This window comes from Halomonas sp. S3-1-1, assembly GCF_023757625.1.
Classification (GTDB): Bacteria; Pseudomonadota; Gammaproteobacteria; order Pseudomonadales; family Halomonadaceae; genus Vreelandella.
Genome location: NZ_JALGBZ010000001.1, coordinates 790,617 through 807,381 on the forward strand (window position 1 = coordinate 790,617; position 16,765 = coordinate 807,381).

Annotated in this window: 15 protein-coding genes; 11 read left to right on the top strand and 4 right to left on the bottom strand. The window is 56.5% G+C overall.

Annotation, left to right across the window (positions count from 1 at the left end):
* The first annotated feature begins 18 nt into the window (after window positions 1–18).
* The 4 genes from MQW23_RS03770 to MQW23_RS03785 are packed head-to-tail and all read left to right on the top strand — an operon-like array spanning window position 19 to window position 3,538.
* A complete protein-coding gene (locus tag MQW23_RS03770) occupies window positions 19–1,035 on the top strand; it encodes an ABC transporter permease (protein WP_252106479.1) in 1,017 nt (338 codons plus the stop codon).
* A complete protein-coding gene (gene nikC / locus MQW23_RS03775; protein ID WP_264297469.1) occupies window positions 1,035–1,943 on the top strand; it encodes a nickel transporter permease in 909 nt (302 codons plus the stop codon). The genes MQW23_RS03770 and nikC overlap by 1 nt, the downstream gene beginning before the upstream one ends.
* Before the next feature lie 9 nt (window positions 1,944–1,952).
* A complete protein-coding gene (locus MQW23_RS03780; RefSeq protein ID WP_252106481.1) occupies window positions 1,953–2,798 on the top strand; it encodes an ABC transporter ATP-binding protein in 846 nt (281 codons plus the stop codon).
* The gene (locus MQW23_RS03785; RefSeq protein ID WP_252106482.1) at window positions 2,795–3,538 is read left to right on the top strand and encodes an ABC transporter ATP-binding protein; all 744 of its coding nucleotides are present in this window, start codon (window positions 2,795–2,797) and stop codon (window positions 3,536–3,538) included. The genes MQW23_RS03780 and MQW23_RS03785 overlap by 4 nt, the downstream gene beginning before the upstream one ends.
* Before the next feature lie 80 nt (window positions 3,539–3,618).
* Here MQW23_RS03785 and MQW23_RS03790 read toward each other — a convergent pair whose 3' ends face one another.
* The 4 genes from MQW23_RS03790 to MQW23_RS03805 all read right to left on the bottom strand — a co-directional run bounded on the left by MQW23_RS03790 (window position 3,619) and on the right by MQW23_RS03805 (window position 8,667).
* Complete coding sequence (locus MQW23_RS03790) at window positions 3,619–4,740, bottom strand: dienelactone hydrolase family protein (RefSeq protein WP_252106483.1); 1,122 nt, start codon at window positions 4,738–4,740, stop codon at window positions 3,619–3,621.
* Complete coding sequence (locus MQW23_RS03795) at window positions 4,737–5,660, bottom strand: alpha/beta hydrolase (protein WP_252106484.1); 924 nt, start codon at window positions 5,658–5,660, stop codon at window positions 4,737–4,739. The genes MQW23_RS03790 and MQW23_RS03795 overlap by 4 nt, the downstream gene beginning before the upstream one ends.
* Before the next feature lie 99 nt (window positions 5,661–5,759).
* Entirely contained in the window at window positions 5,760–7,988 is a 2,229-nt protein-coding gene (locus tag MQW23_RS03800) for a right-handed parallel beta-helix repeat-containing protein (protein ID WP_252106485.1), read from the bottom strand.
* A 208-nt stretch (window positions 7,989–8,196) separates the two neighbouring features.
* Window positions 8,197–8,667, bottom strand: coding sequence for a beta-propeller fold lactonase family protein (locus tag MQW23_RS03805; RefSeq protein ID WP_252106486.1), 471 nt, complete (start codon window positions 8,665–8,667; stop codon window positions 8,197–8,199).
* Between the two features lie 306 nt (window positions 8,668–8,973).
* On the opposite strand from MQW23_RS03805, the gene MQW23_RS03810 reads away from it, so the two are divergent.
* From MQW23_RS03810 to MQW23_RS03840, 7 genes are all read left to right on the top strand, one after another.
* Window positions 8,974–10,128, top strand: coding sequence for an enolase C-terminal domain-like protein (locus MQW23_RS03810; RefSeq protein WP_252106487.1), 1,155 nt, complete (start codon window positions 8,974–8,976; stop codon window positions 10,126–10,128).
* Window positions 10,129–10,231: 103 nt separating this feature from the next.
* Window positions 10,232–12,022, top strand: a complete 1,791-nt coding sequence (locus MQW23_RS03815; RefSeq protein WP_252106488.1) for a sodium:solute symporter family transporter — start codon at window positions 10,232–10,234, stop codon at window positions 12,020–12,022.
* A gap of 146 nt (window positions 12,023–12,168) precedes the next feature.
* Window positions 12,169–12,888 carry an oligogalacturonate-specific porin KdgM family protein gene (locus tag MQW23_RS03820; protein ID WP_252106489.1) on the top strand — a complete coding sequence of 240 codons (720 nt, stop codon included), beginning with the start codon at window positions 12,169–12,171 and terminating at the stop codon, window positions 12,886–12,888.
* Between the two features lie 154 nt (window positions 12,889–13,042).
* Window positions 13,043–13,960, top strand: coding sequence for a 5-dehydro-4-deoxyglucarate dehydratase (gene kdgD / locus MQW23_RS03825; protein WP_252106490.1), 918 nt, complete (start codon window positions 13,043–13,045; stop codon window positions 13,958–13,960).
* Between the two features lie 39 nt (window positions 13,961–13,999).
* Window positions 14,000–14,860, top strand: coding sequence for an amidohydrolase family protein (locus MQW23_RS03830; protein WP_319022794.1), 861 nt, complete (start codon window positions 14,000–14,002; stop codon window positions 14,858–14,860).
* 47 nt (window positions 14,861–14,907) lie between these two features.
* The gene (locus MQW23_RS03835; protein ID WP_252106492.1) at window positions 14,908–15,705 is read left to right on the top strand and encodes an NAD-dependent epimerase/dehydratase family protein; all 798 of its coding nucleotides are present in this window, start codon (window positions 14,908–14,910) and stop codon (window positions 15,703–15,705) included.
* A gap of 108 nt (window positions 15,706–15,813) precedes the next feature.
* Window positions 15,814–16,533 carry a FadR/GntR family transcriptional regulator gene (locus MQW23_RS03840; RefSeq protein ID WP_252106493.1) on the top strand — a complete coding sequence of 240 codons (720 nt, stop codon included), beginning with the start codon at window positions 15,814–15,816 and terminating at the stop codon, window positions 16,531–16,533.
* Window positions 16,534–16,765 lie beyond the last annotated feature (232 nt).

Sequence of the window (16,765 nt, forward strand, 5' to 3'; positions counted from 1 at the left end):
ATATAGGGAGTTAAAACAATGACAAGATCACGCTATCTGAGCGTTGTCAGAAAAGTGGGTGTGATATTGATCACGCTGCTTGGACTGCTCACCATGACGTTCGTAATTGGCAGGCTGATGCCCATCGACCCCGTGCTTGCGGTGGTCGGCCCCGACGCGGATTCCTCTACCTACGAGCAGGTTTTTCGCGAGATGGGGCTGGACCGGCCTATCTGGGTTCAGTATCAGTACTACCTGCAGGACATGCTTTCGGGAGATTTCGGCCGCGCCATCCTTACTGGCTACCCGGTCGTCAGCGATATCCTGCGAGTACTACCGGCCACGATCGAGTTGGCCTCGGTCGCTATTCTCTTCGGCGTCGGGCTTGGGGTGCCGCTGGGGGTGTACGCCGCAACACATAGAGGCCGCTTGGGCGATCACCTCACCCGGCTCATTACCCTTTTCGGCTATTCGACCCCGGTGTTCTGGGTCGGCATGGTCGGGCTGATCATTTTCTATGCTTGGCTAAATTGGGCCGGCGCCGCCGGCCGAATCGGCTTCGCCTTCGACGGTATGTTCACACAGTACACCGGGTTCTACCTGATCGATACGCTACTGTCGGGAAACTGGGAGGCCTTCGTCAGCGCAGTACGCCATATCGCGCTACCGGCGCTGATACTCGGGCTTAACTCTGTCTCTTTCATCGGCCGCATGACGCGCAGTTTCATGCTGGAGCAGCTTTCTCAGGAGTACATCAAGACCGCCCGCGTCAAGGGGCTGTCGGAGCGTAGCGTCATCTGGAAGCACGCCTTCAAGAACATTCTTGTTCAGCTACTCACAATCGTGGCGCTGGCCTACGGCGGGCTGCTGGAGGGTGCCGTTCTGATCGAAACGGTCTTTGCCTGGCCAGGCTTTGGGCAGTATTTGACGGATAGTCTGTTGATGGGCGACATGAACGCCGTCATGGCCTCCGTGCTGTTCATCGGGCTTGTCTTCGTGTTCTTGAACTTGCTGTCCGATGCCCTGTACAAGCTCTTCGATCCGAGGACCCGATAATGAAAAATATCCAGACCTTGAAGAATGCCCCTTTTCCGGCAAGAGAGAGGCACGCTCCTGGGCAATCGAAAGGGGCGCTATTTTTCAAAGCGTTAAAAAAACTCTGCAAGAATCCGCTGAGCGCCTCTGGTGTCGTGATCGTGGGGCTCCTTTTGGTGCTGACCATTGCCGCTCCCATGATCGCCACGCATGATCCGCTCACCCAGGATCTTTCCCGCGTGCTGTCGGCGCCTTCCTGGGCTCACTGGTTCGGTACCGACGAATATGGCCGGGATATTTTTAGCCGCGTCGTGTACGGCTCTCGAGTCACGCTCTACATCATCTTTCTTGTGACGATCATCGTCGGGCCGATCGGCCTGATGATCGGTACCATGTCAGGCTACTTCGGCGGCTGGGTCGATAGTACGTTCATGCGCATCACGGACATCTTCATCTCGTTTCCCAGCCTGGTACTGGCGCTGGCTTTCGTGGCCGCACTAGGCCCAGGTCTCGAGCATGCGGTGATCGCTATCGCGTTGACTGCCTGGCCTCCTGTGGCCCGGCTGGCAAGGGCAGAGACGTTGACGTTTAGAAATGCCGACTACGTCGTGGCCGCGCAGCTTCAGGGCGCATCCTCCTTTCGCATTCTGTTTCACTATATCTCGGTGATGTGCCTGCCTTCGCTGATCGTTCGGCTCACCATGAACATGGCGACCGTTATTTTGACCGCCGCGGCGCTCGGTTTTCTGGGGCTGGGGGCGCAGCCGCCGCTTCCCGAATGGGGCGCGATGATTTCAACCGGGCGTAGCTACATGCTCGAAAGCTGGTGGCTGGTGGCGTTTCCCGGTGCCGCCATCATGCTCGTGAGTCTGGCCTTCAATCTGCTGGGCGATGGTCTACGTGATCTGCTCGACCCGCGTACCGACTGAGGAGCATCCATGAACGTATTATCTGTAGAACGACTCAATGTCACGTTTTGCACAGACGAAGGTGACAAGCACGCGGTGCGCGATGTGTCGTTCACGCTCAATAACGAAAAGCTGGCGATCGTGGGCGAGTCGGGGTCTGGTAAGTCCACCGTCGGGAAGGCGATTCTTCGGTTGAACTCGCCCTCTACGCGGGTGACTGCCGACACGCTGCGTTTCAAGGAGACGGATATCCTGACCTGCAGCGAGCGTGAAATTCGCGCCCTGCGCGGCCAGCATATCTCGATGATCATGCAGGACCCCAAGTTTTCGCTGAACCCGGTGGTGACCGTTGGTGACCAAATTGCCGAGGCTCTGCGTGTCCATCGTCGCATCTCCAAACGTCAGGCGCGTGAGGCCGCCATCGCCATGTTGCAGGAGGTGAGTATTGCGGACCCGGAGCACGTCTACGGGCAATATCCCCACGAGATATCCGGCGGAATGGGCCAGCGCGTGATGATCGCCATGATGGTCATTCCCGAGCCCGACATCATCATCGCCGATGAGCCGACCTCGGCGCTCGATGTTTCCGTGCAGCAGGACGTGTTGAATATTCTGAACAGGCTGATCGAGAAAAAGAACATCAGCCTGATCTTCATCAGCCACGATCTCAACCTGGTGAAGAAGTTCTGCGACCGTGTGCTGGTTATGTACGGCGGGCGTGTCGTCGAATCGATTCGAGCCGACGAACTCTCCAACGCCTCACACCCCTATACGCGGGGGCTGATGGAATCGCTGCCGAGCCTTCGACATCGCCGGGAGACCCTGCCGGTCATGACGCGCGATCCCGCTTGGCTTACTCAGGAGCCCCTTACATGATCTCGATTGATTCGCTTTCGTTCGATGTCTCTAGCCTTACGCGGCATAAACGTATACTCAGCGATATAACACTCAACGTTCGAGAAGGAGAGTGCTTCGGACTGGTCGGTGAGTCCGGCTCCGGCAAGACCAGTATCCTCAAATGCTTGGCGGGCCAGTTCAAGGGCTGGAAAGGCCGTATCGAGGTGAAAGGAGCGTCGATTGCCGACACCTCGTTGAAAGAACGTAGCAACACCATGCAGATGGTTTTTCAGGACCCCTATGGCGCGTTGCATCCTCGCCACACCATTCGCAAGATACTTAACGAACCGCTGGTCATTAAAGGGCTCTCCAATCGAGCAGAGCGGGTCGAAAAGGCCTTGAAGGACGTAGGGCTGGACGAGACGTTTCTGCCTCGCTACCCCCATCAGCTTTCCGGCGGGCAAAGACAGCGCGTCGCCATCGCACGGGCCATGATTCTCAATCCAAGTGTCATTCTTCTCGATGAGCCGACCTCGGCGCTCGATGTGTCGGTGCAGGCCGAGATTCTCAATCTGCTTGCTTCGCTTCACCGGCGCCATCAATTGACCTACCTGATGGTTTCCCACGATTTGGGCGTCATCGCGCATTTGTGTGAACGCGTAGCCGTCATGAAGGCCGGCGAGATCGTCGAAGTGGTGTCGAGAGAGGATCTGGTCGAAGGCAATGTCACACATCCCTATACGAAAGGACTTCTGCAGCACGCCTTCAGTCGAGAATAAGCGCTGACCGGCGCATTGCGATGCGCCGGCCACGTATGGTGAATTTTCAGGGGGATCGAGCGGGCCATCCTATCTATGCTTTATCTCATCTGCTCGTCCAGCCAATCGAAAGCGGCGTCCTGCATGTCTCTGGTAAAGACGTGTCCTTTATTCTCCCAAAGGCGAGTGGTCAGGTTGGCATCGGCGTCATAGGCACTCCAGACGACTCGCATTCTGTCCATTGCGCCCTGGACAGCGCTGGGCGGGAAAAGGGCGTCCTCCTCGCCGGCGTAGACGAGCATGGGAGAAGGCGCGGCCAGCGCGGCGACATCCGGAAAGTCGACGAGTCTGAGCAGGGAAGGGTGCAGCATGTTGAAGGCGGACTGGCCGCGCAGCTGGTTGTTGCCCGGTACCATCAGTTCACGACTTTGCGCCATCCAACTGTTGGCGATCGTCGCGCTGATATCCGGTGACAGGGCGGCGACCTGCCAGGCTCTGAAAGCGCCCATCGAAAAGCCGACCGCCGCCACTCTGTCGGGGTCCGTGTCAGCAAGCCCGGCCAGAAAGGCCGCCGCACGTATATCTTCAAGTGCTATCAGACCCGCAAGCGATGAGCCCAGATTGAAAAGGTTGGCTGCCAGCGCCTGCTGCGCGTCGTAACCGTTGCCCTCTCGATCGCCCCAGCCAAGTGCATCCGTGGCCAGCACGACGTAGCCACGTTCGGCCAGCGCCTCACCGGGAAATCTTCCTGAGAAGAACTTGTCTGCCCACTCGGTAGCCGAACTCAGGCGCTGATCATCGTACCAGGGCGCGATCCATTTCTCCTTGCCGATATCGAAGCGCGAACCGTGGTCATGCAGCATCATTGCCGAAGGAAAAGGCCCTTCACCCTTGGGAATCAGTAATAGCGCCATCACGCGACTTTCATCGGTGATATTGAAGGCGACACGGCGTGCAATATAGGTACCTCTATCCACTTCGTCGATGGTCTCTGGATCGAAAGCTCGAGAAGCGGTGTAAGGTAAAATGCTGGCGCGCACCTCGGGCAGCACGCGCTCGCGCCAGACGTCAGGGTCACCGCCTTCGTAGGCGAGCGGGAACGTCATACGCTCCTTGAGCGCCTCAAAGAAAAGCGGCAGGTTGTCTTCAGTAACACCGTGCGGTTCCGCCAGCGCCGTATGCGCCGTTGCCAGCATCAGCGCCGAGGCCAACAGTCTTCTCATAACGTCTTCTCCAGGAGCGAGTGGCCATCGGGAAGGGCGCCGATTCTATCGAGCCAGCCCGCCAGAAGGTCTGGCCACCCAGCGGCAGGCAGGGGGGCAGCCCCGGCGATCCCGAAGCCGTGACCGCCATCGCGAAAGACATGCAGTTCCGCTTTCACACCAGCCTGTTGCAGGGCGCTGTAGAACGCGACAGCGTTCGCCGGCGATACCGATGGATCATCATCGGCGTGAACGATGAACGTTTCGGGCGTAGATGTATCGACGTGCTCCTCGGGCGAACGGGCGTACTTCTGCTCGGGGGTAGGCGTTTTGCCCAGAAGGGCGTCGCGCGAGCCGGCATGCACGCCTGCATCCTGCATGGTGACGACCGGATAGACCAGCATCACGAAGTCGGGGCGTGCGGAAATGCCCTGCTCGTCTTCACGTGGCGTGTAGAGGTTTTTGTCGTAGCCTGTGGCAAGCGAGGCGGCCAGATGGCCGGCCGCTGAAAAGCCCATGAAACCGATCTGCTGCGGATTGAGGTTCCATTCACTGGCATGGGCGCGCACCAAGCGTATCGCGCGCTGGGCATCAGCCAAGGGCGCATCGCCACGGCCGGCGTGCCCCTCATCGGGCAGACGGTAACTCAAAAGGAAGCAGGTGACGCCGAGCGGCGCCAGCGCCTTGGCGATTTCGAGCCCCTCCTTGTCCAGTACGATCCGCCGGTACGAGCCGCCCGGGGCAATGACGATCGATGTGCCGTTGGGCCGCTCGGGCACCCATGCTGTCAAACCGGGCATCGCGATTCCGGTCATCGCCCGGTTCGCGCGAAACGGGGTAGCCGAGCGCTCCTCGATGTCCGGCGTCAGATCGGCCGGTGTGCCTGGCGGGCGTTCGTCCCAAAGCGGAAGTACCGCCTCATGCTGGACTGTTTTGGCCATGAAGCCTCCCTTGATCGTTCAATCGCGCCGGTCTCTGGCGCTAGAAAAGGCCGACGCTAAAAAAAGCGCCCGAGGTCATGACGTCGGGCGCTGGGGGGATCAGTCGAAGACCAGTCGCTGTAATTCCAGTGCGCGCTCGCGCCGCTCCGAGGCGGTGTGGGCATCGCGCTGCAAGAGCGTCTGGATCTCATCGAGTGTTTGCGCATCGTAGGGCGACGCGACGCCGGGTGAGTCGCCCTCCTGAATGAACCAGTTATCGTCTCTGATATCGCCATGCACGCTATCGCTGTACTGGCTCTCACTCACGAGATGCAGTGACACGTTGCGCGAGAGGGTGGCTGACTCGAGCTCGTCACCGTAAGGACTTTGACGAACGATGAAGTTGAAGCGGTCGTTGTCGATCGCCACATTATTGACGATGGAAAGCGCCCCCGAGTTAAAGTTGTCGGTAAAGCCGTCCATGCCGTTGTTGAACGACAGGTTACCTTCCACGGTGTGGGCTACGGGCAGGCCTTCTCCGCCGAGCTTGAAACCGTTGCCGAGGTTGCCTCCGGTTTGTGGTCTGTCCAACGTCTGGCCATTGTTGAAGGCGATGGAGTTGGTGATGGTCACGGCGCCATTGGGGCCATCTTCGACCTTGTTGAAAAGATCCCAGCCGTCATCGATGTTGTGGTGAGAAAGGCAGTGGTCGAAAGAATTTCCCTCACCGATGCGCATCTTGGCGGCGAAGCCGTCGGCATTGATGCCCGATGCGTCCATATTGTTGTAACTTTCGCTGTAGCGCACCGTGTTGTGGCTCGCCCAGAGCGCGCGGCCGACATCGTCGGGTGAGGTGATCTGAAATCCGGTGTCCGGCGCGCTGTGGGTCACGATATGCTCAAATACGTTATGGCTGCCGTGGACGATCAGTCGCTCACCAGCCACCTCCAGATGATCCAACTGCCAATAGCTGGCGTTATGCGACACCATCTCGGTAAATCGTACGTTGGCGTCTTCTCCCGTCAGCCTTTTCAAGGCATTAGGAGAGCCGCTAGCGCTGACGGGGATCTCGATCGCTCCGTAATCGCCGTCGGCCAAGTGGATGGTGCCCCCGGGCGCCACGCGTGCAATGGCCGAGGAAAGGTCCAGCGGGTTTTCCTGGCTTCCAGGCTGATCGGCACGGCCATCGGGTGAAACGTAAAGATCGTAGGGGTCGGCGACGCTTATCGGTTCTAGCATGATCGTGGTGCTTTGAGCGCTACCCGGGCCTTCGGAGGGCTCGAAGGTTAGCTCTACCTCGGTGGGTTCAGTGACGTCGATCGGCAGGCGAAACAGCTGGCCGGCCTTGACCGCTTGGACCTCTCCGAGTGGTTCACCCCCTTGGGCAACGCTGAATGTACCGGCGTAGTTGGCCAGCGCCTGTAGCGTGTAATCCGGGGCCGTTACGACCTTTGGCGAGGCGACGGACCAGACCAACGGCGTTTGCGGCGGCTGATACGCCTCGGCTTGCCGGGTATTGGCGTCAGAAAGCTCGAGGGCGATATCTGACACGCCTAGCCGTGCGTTTCGAGCGGCAAAGAACCCTACGTATTGGTGGTCTGGATCCTGTACCTCGACCAGATTGGCGGGCGCTTCACTGAGTTCGTGGCGATGGGTGTGATCGCCGTCGTCGAGCGTGACTATAAAATGCTCGTCGGTGCGCGCTAGGCTCATACGGTAGCTGCGCTGATCACCGTAATCCAATCCTTCGGAGTAATCCTCCTTACTTAGCAAGTTGCCCGGATTGCCCCAGGGGTCCTGAATGCCTTCGCGATACACCGCCGTGGCGTTGGCCAGCCCATCATTTTCTCGCGTGTGCGAGCGCAGTAGATTCATGACCATGTTGGAGGCCGCGGGAAACTCTTCATGACCCAAGGGTTGTGGGTTGGCGCGTGGCGCACCGAGCACGTCGCGCACGATGATACCGGCGCCTTCCTGACGGTTGGGCGTGGCGCCTGTCTCGGGCCCCAACTGCTCGAGAGTGAGTGTTGCCGTGAGCACGAAGTTCTGGTCGGTTGGCAGTCTCGTGTAGTAGAAGGTGCCTCCCTCATGGGAATTGGCCAGTTTGCCCCCGCGGCTTTCTATCGTCACGTAATCGAGAAGTTCGCCCGGCGATACGAGCGCGTCATCGTGTGTTACCTCGTTGGTGCCTATCTTGTCGGGAAGGATCGTGGAGCCGAAGTTCAGGTCGGTTGACTGACCGAAGGTGGTGCTTTGCCAGACGAGGTTTGATGTTTCCTCGGCTTGGGCTAGTGAGACGATGAGGGCGGGCGTTATAAGGGTGCAGGCCAGCGTGGCTACTTTCATCATGGATCAACCTTGTGCGTTTATGATTGTTTTAGCGCCGTGTATCGGTACCTCGTATACCAGCCTCTTGACGGCGGCATTTAAGAGCTTTTAAAAATAATACATAGTATGTTTTGAGGCAAAAATTAGCTTTAAGTATGAGGGGCGCATGTTCTCAAAAGATTTGCTTTTAGCGCATTTCTACCCAACCGGGACTATCACCGACGCTTAATCAATCCTGTGGAGTCAGCTCATCGGTATCAAGGTCGATACGGTACCTTGCGATATGATTGGAGAACTGGATGGCGGCAACGAGATAGTGATCATTGCTTGTAATGGCGAAGTTGCATGGGCGGTTTTCAGTAATGCAGTGCTTCTCGAATTCGAGCGTGCCATTGGATTGGGCACTAAATAGCTGCAGCGTCGATGTCGCTTTTTTCTGAAGCATAAATGAAGCGCCCGTTCGCCGTGACATGGATGTCCGCCGCTCGAAAGGCGCTGGCTGGGCGTGCATAAAGTCTGTTGGCACCTGTCTCAACCCTGAGGCGCTGTACTCCAAGACGTTGATGGTACCGTTGTGCTCAGCGATGATGTAAGCGACGGTCATGGCGGGATGATGGGCAATATTCCGTGGTCCGGTGCCCGCTGGTAGAGCAAGTTTGGCGACGAGTCCAGGCATCTTAAAGGCGGGGTCGATCAACATTCTCGAGCATCGGTAGGCGTGTATGACCTCTATATTCATGCTTGCGCGTCGCCATGGATAACTCAGCGGTATAAATATCCCCGCTATGGGCACAGCCGATATAAATGATCTGATTGTCTTCGCTAGTTCGGGCGCTTGGCTTGTCAGCTCTTAAAAAAATTTATCGATTGGAAGTAGTTCATCGGTCGTTTCATACCATTGTCTATATTGTTGTGAGTGTGAGGTATCTTTAATATTAAACATATTATGTATGACATTGGGTTTAATGCTGGATGTCAATCAAACGTAAACAAGGGTCTCGCAAATATGAAAATCGAAGCCATTTCCGTCGATGTCATTCGCTATCAAACCAAGCTGGGGCGGGATAGTGCGGGCCATGCCCATGCCGGCCACCCCAGCGAGGCTCAGATCGCCATGCTCAGCGTTACGGCGGACGACGGCAGCAAGGGTTACGCCTTCGCGCCGAAAGAGCTGATTCGTCCCTATATCGTGGAGCAGTATTTCAAGAAAGCGGCGCTTGGCAAGCCGGTTCACGCGCGCGAGATGGTGTGGCAGGACCTTTGGCTTCGCCAGCGCGGTAGCGGTGCGCAGTTGACCGACCGCGCAATGGCGATTCTTGATCAGGCGCTGTGGGATTTAGCGGGTCGTCAGCTTGGTGTGCCGGTCTATCAACTGTTGGGCGGTGCCCGTACGAAGGTCAAGGCGTATGCCAGCACCATGTGTGGCGATGAAACCCCGGGCGGCTTATCGACCCCCGAGGAGTACGCTCGTTTCGCTCAGGATCTGGTGGCGCGCGGCTATCAAGGGATCAAACTGCATACATGGATGCCGCCGGTCAGCTTCGCTCCGAGCGTAGAGATGGATATTCGCGCCTGTGAAGCCGTGCGTGAAGCCGTGGGGCCAAATATCGCCCTAATGCTGGACGGCTACCACTGGTACAACCGGCTGGACGCATTGAAGGTCGGGCGCGCACTGTCTCGACTGGATTTTGCCTGGTTCGAAGAACCGATGCCCGAAGATTCCATGGAGTCCTACCGTTGGTTGACCCAGCAGGTGGATGTGCCGGTGATCGGGCCGGAAACCCTCGGTGGCAAGCATCAGAGTCGCGCCAGCTGGGTGCAGCACAATGCCTGCGACATATTGCGCGCCGGTGTTGCCAACGGTGGCGGCATCACGCCTTGTATCAAGGCCGCGCACCTGGCCGAAGCGTTCGGCATGGATTGCGAGATTCATGGCAACGGCGCTCCCAACCTGGCGGTAGTCGGTGCGATTACCAACTGTCAGTGGTATGAGCGCGGTCTGCTGCATCCTCACCTGGATTACGACGAAGCGCCGGGTTATCTGAACGTCATTGTCGATGAAATGGACGAACAAGGCTTCGTTCACTTGCCCGATCGTCCGGGCCTGGGTGAGAGCATCAACTTCGATTATATCGGGGACAACACGCTGGAAAGCTACTGATCCCGGGGACTTTCAAGGGCTCGGTCACAACGTAAACTGCAAGACGCCAGCTTCACTATTCGGCAACGCCGATGTTCCAATAATAAAGTATAAGGGGCTCTTCATGAGCATCGATGTCTGGGTAATACTCATCTACCTCGTCTTTCTCGTGGTCATTGGTTGGGTGTTCAAGAACTTCAACACCAATACCAGTGACTATTTCCGCGGTGGCGGTAACATGCTTTGGTGGCTGGTCGGCTCGACTGCCTTTATGACGCAGTTTTCCGCCTGGACGTTCACGGGAGCGGCTTCTCAGGCTTACGTGAGCGGCTTTGCCATCATCTTTCTGTTCATGGCCAACGCCGCCGGTTACTTCCTCAACTATGTCTATTTCGCTCCGCGATTCAGACAATTACGTGTGGTCACCGCTGCAGAGGCGCTGAAGATGCGCTACGGCAAGCCCAGTGAACAAACGTTTATCTGGTTCAGCATGTTCGATGGACTGGTATCCGCTGCCACGTGGCTGAGTGCGCTTGCCATCATTACCTCGGCGGTGTTCGATGTGCCGCTTCAGACGGTCATCTTGCTGGCGGGCATCGCCGTGGTCGCGATGTCGGTGACCGGCGGAGCCTGGGCCGTGGTGGCTTCCGACTACGTCCAAATGCTCATCATCATGTCGGTGACGTTCGTCTGCTTCTTCGTAGCCTGGGGCAATACCGACAGCATCGGCAGTATCGTCTCGAGCTATGACGGCGAGTTCCTGACCGGCAGTGGCTACGGATATGCCTGGCTCTTCGGCTTTTGGGTCTTCATGTTGATCATCAAGCAGATCTTCATGATGAACAATACGCTCAACGGCTATCGTTACATGTGCGCCAAGAACAGCAAGAATGCACGCTATGGCGCGCTGTTCACGCTTTGTTTGGCCTTGATTGGACCGGTGGTCTGGTTCTTTCCGGCGTGGTTCATGCACGCCTACAATCCGGATTTCGCTCAGAACTTTGGCATGCTGGGAGCCAGCGCCAATGAGGCGGTCTTCGTGGCGTTCGTCAGCGAATACATGCCCGCCGGTATGCTGGGACTTTTGATGGCCGCGATGTTTGCCGCCAGCATGTCCTCCATGGACTCGGGGCTGAACCGTAACGCTGGCTTCTTCGTACGCAATTTCTATCTCTCGGTTATCAAACCGCATGCGAACGAGCAGGAAATGCTGCGAGTCTCGCGCATCGTCACGCTGATTTTTGGCGCCATCATCGTCGGTATCAGTTTGTTCATCAACTCGCTCAAAAGCATGAGCCTGTTCGAGATTCTGTTAACCGCCAGCGCCTTGATCACCTTCCCGATTACCATTCCGGCCATGCTCGGCTTGATCGTGCGCAAGACACCGGATTGGTCGGGCTGGGGAACACTCGTGGTGGGCTGCATGGTTTCCTACGCAGTTGGTGCCTGGTTGAGCCCGGAGCTGGTGAGCAGCGTGATGGGCATGGAAATCAGCCCGCGCGAGTGGTCTGACTTCCGCGTCGCGTTTGCCATTGGCGCACACGCTATTATCACCGGCGGCTTCTTCCTGCTCAGCAGCCTCTTCTACAAGTCCGAAGCACACTCCGAAAAGCGTGCGGCCGAGCGCGAGGAGATGTGGCGTCGCTGGGAAACGCCTGTCGAAAGTACCGATGCCGATCCTGCAGCCGATGCGGTGGACTATGGCCAGAAAATCATCCTGGGACGTCTGATTCTGATCGGCAGCATCATGGTCATGGGGCTTTCGCTACTGCCCAACTCCACCAATGGTCGCCTCGTGATGCTGTTGTGCGGCGCACTTCTCATGATTCCTGCAGTGCTCATGCTCTTTTCGGCCCGATCCAGTAAGCGAGCCATGAAAGAGTCCGAGGAGAAGGGGCAGGTCGCCTACAGATAGGCAAAACACCAAGAGGGCATCATCAATTTAAAACGCGAGGCGAGGGTGTCCTCAAAGGTAATACGTCATAAATGATATCAACGAGTCATTTTTTGCTAGACCAAAACGCTCGCGACAACAACAAACTTTTCAACAAGGTGGTTTTTATGAAAAACAATAAGCTGGTTATCGGACTTCTTGCGCTTGCGGCTTTCTCGAGTAGCACTGCTTACGCTAGCTCGACAACGATATCGACCAAATACGAGCAGACCTTCCGAGAAAGTCAGGACTTCAAGGTGAAGTTCGGGGTTGGGCACGTGTTCGATAACGACATCGGTATTGCTTTCGAGCATCAGCGTCGCTGGAGGGATGAAGTTAGCGGAAGACCTGAATTAGCGGAAAACCTGTTCGGGTTCGGTTATACCTATTCGTTGGATGAAGATAACCGCTGGTCGATCCAGCCCAAGATCGAATACAAGTTCAATCCGGGATCGGAAACCATGCGCCCCATGGTCAGGCTCAACTACAGGGTCAATGACGACTGGCGAGTCGGGGCGCGCTATCGCTATGAGTATCAGACGTTTAGCGAAGGCGGCGGAGACCGCTCTCGCATCAATCGAATCGATGGCTATATCGGCTATGCGCTGACCGATCAGATCGGCCTGGCTTGGAACTCAAGCTACGCCTACGTGCTCGGCGACACGGGCAGCATGTATACCGGTAGCAGCGACCGCTGGGAACATGAGTTCGGCGCAGCGTACCGGGTCAACTCGGCAAATACATTGGCGGTAACTTACAAGCGAAAGGATGAGACCCGTGAAGGGGCTTCCTTCAATGCCGGTGAACACAACGATGCGGTGCAACTGACCTATAGCTACAGGTTTTGAATCCGGTATCCTGGCGAGTCGAGGCTGGATAGTCTGTATCGGCTGCAAGGGACTGGGGTACATCCCCAGGAGCGGTTTTATATTGATCCAGCTTTGGCTTCCCCTTATGGTTGTGTGATGTATCACAACGAGACATCATGTAGGAATTTCTTCCATGCATTTTTCACGTGAAAAAACATTGGCCTCCATTTCAAATGGCCTGCTTTCATTCCCGGTCACGGACTTCGATAGTCAAGGGCGTTTCGCCCGCGAAAGCTATCAGGACCGGCTGAAGTGGTTTGTAAGCCATGACATTTCTGCGGTGTTCGTTGCCGGAGGAACAGGGGAGTTTTTCAGCCTGTCGCTTGATGATTTTCGCGATGTCGTCACCACGGCGGTCGAAACCATTGGCGGAAAGCTTCCTATTATCGCAAGCGCCGGTCAAAGCGTAGAGCAGGCCCAGGCGCAAGCGAAAATCGCCGAAGAGGCCGGCGCTGACGGTATCCTGCTGATGCCACCTTACCTTACCGAATGTCCCCAGAACGGGTTGGTAGAGTACGCGCGCGCGATTTGCGCCAGCACCTCGCTGAACGTCATCTACTATAACCGCGGTAACGGCGTCCTGGATGCCGCCTCTGTCAAAAAGCTGGCAGACGCCTGCCCGAACTTCATCGGGCTCAAGGATGGCAAAGGCGATATCCAGGCGCTGAACAAAATCGTCAAAACCGTGGGCGATCGGCTCGCCTATATCGGTGGTGTCCCTACCGCTGAGATATTTGCCGAAGCTTACCTCTCGATCGGCGTGAACACGTATTCATCAGCAGTGTTTAATTTCGTACCTGAGATGGCTTCGATGTTCTATAAAGCGCTGCGAGCCGGCGAACATCAAACCGTCAAAAAAATTACTCAGGACTTCTTCATACCCTTTGTGGAACTGCGCGATCAGAAAAGAGGCTACGCCGTCAGCCTGATCAAGCTAGGCGCGGAAATCATTGGTAAACCGGCCGGACAAGTACGAGCGCCGCTGGTGATGCCGACGTCGTCAGAGCGTGATCAACTTTCCAGACTGATCGACATTGCCCGACAAAGTTAAAACCAGGTCGCGATTATTATTAAGTCAACAGGAGCCATGATGTCGATTCCAGAAAATACCCGACCGTTAACTGGTCCCGCTCCGCGTTTAAAAGCACCCGCGGGCGCAACCGATTGCCATGCCCATATCTTTCTGGCGGGCTTTGAAGCCCAAAAAGGAGGGCCGGCCATCGCGGAGCTCGCAACGGTGGAGAACTACCGGGAACTGCAGCGTTGGCTGGGGCTTTCGCGGGTGGTCGTAACACAGCCCAATGCTTATCAGGCGAACAACGAGGCTTTGGTTCAGGCGCTGAAACTGCTTGGCCCTGACGTGGCGCGGGCGATTGCGGTCATAACACCACGGACTTCACAACAAGAGCTCGAGCGGCTTCACGAGCTCGGAGTACGCGGCGCTCGCATCATGCAACTCCCCGGCGGTGCAGTAGGAATCGACCACATGCTGGCCGTCGAGAAAGTCATTCAGGGGATGGGATGGCATTTGATGGTGCAGTTTAACGGCCGTGATTTGCCCGACTACCTCGATGAACTGCAAAAGATCGAGGGCCGCTACATTATTGATCATATCGGCAAGTTCATTGATCCGGTAGACGCCGATGATCGGCGCGTCGACGATATCCTGCGTCTGATCGACAAAGGTAACGCTTGGTTCAAGCTGTGCGGTGCCTATGAAACCAGCCTGACCGGCGGGCCGGATTACTCCGATGTATCGCCCATCGCCAAGCGTGTGATCGACCACGCGCCGGATCGCGTCATCTGGGGCTCTAACTGGCCGCACGTCGGCGTCAAGCGTGAGCAGTACCCAAGTGACGCCGAACAGCTGGATATTCTGCTGGATTGGGCCGACGAAACAACGCGTCAGAAAATCCTGGTCGATAATCCGGCACTGCTCTACGACTTTTAATGCTCAATACGATTCGATTTCAAACGTAAAAACCGAAGGAGATCACGATGCTCGACAGATTATTGGTAACGGGCGCCGCCGGTGGTGTTGGCAAGGCGATTCGTCCTTATCTTCAAAAGCTTGCTAAAAACGTTCGCCTTTCCGACATCTCCGATATCGCCGACGCCGCTTCTCATGAAGAGGTTGTCACGTGTGATCTGGCCGATTACGAAGGCGTCAAGGCATTACTCGACGGTTGCGATGGCGTTATCCACTTGGGCGGTGTATCGCTCGAAAAACCCTGGCAGGGCATCCTACAGGCGAACATCATCGGCACCTACAACCTTTACGAAGCCGCGCGTCACTTGGGCAAACCGCGCATCATCTTCGCAAGCTCCAACCATACCATTGGTTTCTACGAGCGCACTCGCAAGATCGACACTCAAGTGCCGCATCGCCCGGACTCCATCTACGGTCTTTCCAAGTGCTTTGGTGAAGACCTCGCCAGCCTCTATCACGATAAATTTGGCATCGAGACGCTGAGCGTACGTATTGGATCCTGCTTTCCCAAACCCGCCGATACTCGGATGCTAGCGACGTGGCTTCACGTCGAGGATTTGATGGGTATGTTCGAGCGGGCCTTTCAGGCACCCAAGCTTGGCAATACCGTCATCTACGGCGCATCAAACAACGCCGAGCAGTGGTGGGACAACCAACTGGTTTCATTTCTGGGATGGAAACCCGAGCACAGTTCCGAGCAGTGGCGCGAAGAGGTCGAGGCCAAGGGCGATGTTCCGGCCGCTGATGCCGCTGAGGTGGTTTACCAAGGCGGGAAGTTCGCGTCGGCCAGTCATCCCGATGACTGATCGTCATATGTATGATTAAAAACTGCAGCAAATACGATATAGTATCGAACATGAGGGAGGGCGCAATAAAACCCTGAATTTCAGTTTTCAAGTGAGAGTCGGACAAGAATGAAAAAGCTGGGCATAGAACCTTTGGTTCATGGTGGCAGCCTGTCGCGACAGGTATCTCAACAGCTGGAAGATATCATCGCACGCGAGGAAATTCCGGTAGGGGACAAGCTGCCGCCCGAAGGCGCACTCTGCGACATGTTCAGCGTAAGTCGTACCGTCATACGTGAAGCCATCACTCACCTGAAATCGCAGGGGCTGGTTGAAACCCGTAGGGGGATCGGCACGCGGGTCTTGCGTTCTACACCCGAAACCCGCGCACCCGAGAAGAAAATACGGCTGCGAACGATCGAGGACATTCTGAATATTCTCGAGCTGCGGTTGACTATCGAGCCCGAAGTTGCCGCGTTGGCCGCCAGGCGTCACGATGATGAAGACAAGGAGCGTCTTATCAGGTTGCATGAGGAATTCGTTCAGGCCTGCCAGCATGCCACACAGGCACGTGACGAAGACCTTGCTTTTCACGCGGCTATCGCGCAAGCCACCCACAACCCGGCTTTCGTGACGATCTATGAGCAGTGGGATGTAGGCACCATACCGCGGGCAAAGCTCATGTCGGTTCAAGCCGATACGCAGACGACCCATCAGTATCTGGCGAAAGTGAGCCGAGAGCACGCTGATATTCTCGAAGCGATTCTGGCACGAGATGCCAAGGCGGCCAACGCCGCCATGTTTCAGCATCTCAACCGTGCTTATAAGACCTACTATACATACAAGTAGATGCATTTGAGGGTGACGCCCTAATGGAATCTATCCAAAGAGCGGCCATGCCATTGGAAGGGCAGGTTCTTGGTCGACCAGCGAACGGTCATTAACACATGCACTTAACTGAGAAGACTTCGATACCCGCCGCATAATCTCGCTCGAAGCTTGGGCTGGCTTATTTGGAACAATTGCGAACGAGATTGAAACACCCGTTGAATAGTTGAACCTGTTGGACTTTTACGTACGC

Excerpts from the sequence above, each read along its gene's own strand:
- MQW23_RS03770 (WP_252106479.1), top strand. The coding sequence starts at position 19 with ATGACAAGATCACGCTATCTGAGCGTTGTCAGAAAAGTGGGTGTGATA.
- nikC (WP_264297469.1), top strand. The coding sequence starts at position 1,035 with ATGAAAAATATCCAGACCTTGAAGAATGCCCCTTTTCCGGCAAGAGAG.
- MQW23_RS03780 (WP_252106481.1), top strand. The coding sequence starts at position 1,953 with ATGAACGTATTATCTGTAGAACGACTCAATGTCACGTTTTGCACAGAC.
- MQW23_RS03785 (WP_252106482.1), top strand. The coding sequence starts at position 2,795 with ATGATCTCGATTGATTCGCTTTCGTTCGATGTCTCTAGCCTTACGCGG.
- MQW23_RS03790 (WP_252106483.1), bottom strand. The coding sequence starts at position 4,740 with ATGAGAAGACTGTTGGCCTCGGCGCTGATGCTGGCAACGGCGCATACG.
- MQW23_RS03795 (WP_252106484.1), bottom strand. The coding sequence starts at position 5,660 with ATGGCCAAAACAGTCCAGCATGAGGCGGTACTTCCGCTTTGGGACGAA.
- MQW23_RS03800 (WP_252106485.1), bottom strand. The coding sequence starts at position 7,988 with ATGATGAAAGTAGCCACGCTGGCCTGCACCCTTATAACGCCCGCCCTC.
- MQW23_RS03805 (WP_252106486.1), bottom strand. The coding sequence starts at position 8,667 with ATGTTGATCGACCCCGCCTTTAAGATGCCTGGACTCGTCGCCAAACTT.
- MQW23_RS03810 (WP_252106487.1), top strand. The coding sequence starts at position 8,974 with ATGAAAATCGAAGCCATTTCCGTCGATGTCATTCGCTATCAAACCAAG.
- MQW23_RS03815 (WP_252106488.1), top strand. The coding sequence starts at position 10,232 with ATGAGCATCGATGTCTGGGTAATACTCATCTACCTCGTCTTTCTCGTG.
- MQW23_RS03820 (WP_252106489.1), top strand. The coding sequence starts at position 12,169 with ATGAAAAACAATAAGCTGGTTATCGGACTTCTTGCGCTTGCGGCTTTC.
- kdgD (WP_252106490.1), top strand. The coding sequence starts at position 13,043 with ATGCATTTTTCACGTGAAAAAACATTGGCCTCCATTTCAAATGGCCTG.
- MQW23_RS03830 (WP_319022794.1), top strand. The coding sequence starts at position 14,000 with ATGTCGATTCCAGAAAATACCCGACCGTTAACTGGTCCCGCTCCGCGT.
- MQW23_RS03835 (WP_252106492.1), top strand. The coding sequence starts at position 14,908 with ATGCTCGACAGATTATTGGTAACGGGCGCCGCCGGTGGTGTTGGCAAG.
- MQW23_RS03840 (WP_252106493.1), top strand. The coding sequence starts at position 15,814 with ATGAAAAAGCTGGGCATAGAACCTTTGGTTCATGGTGGCAGCCTGTCG.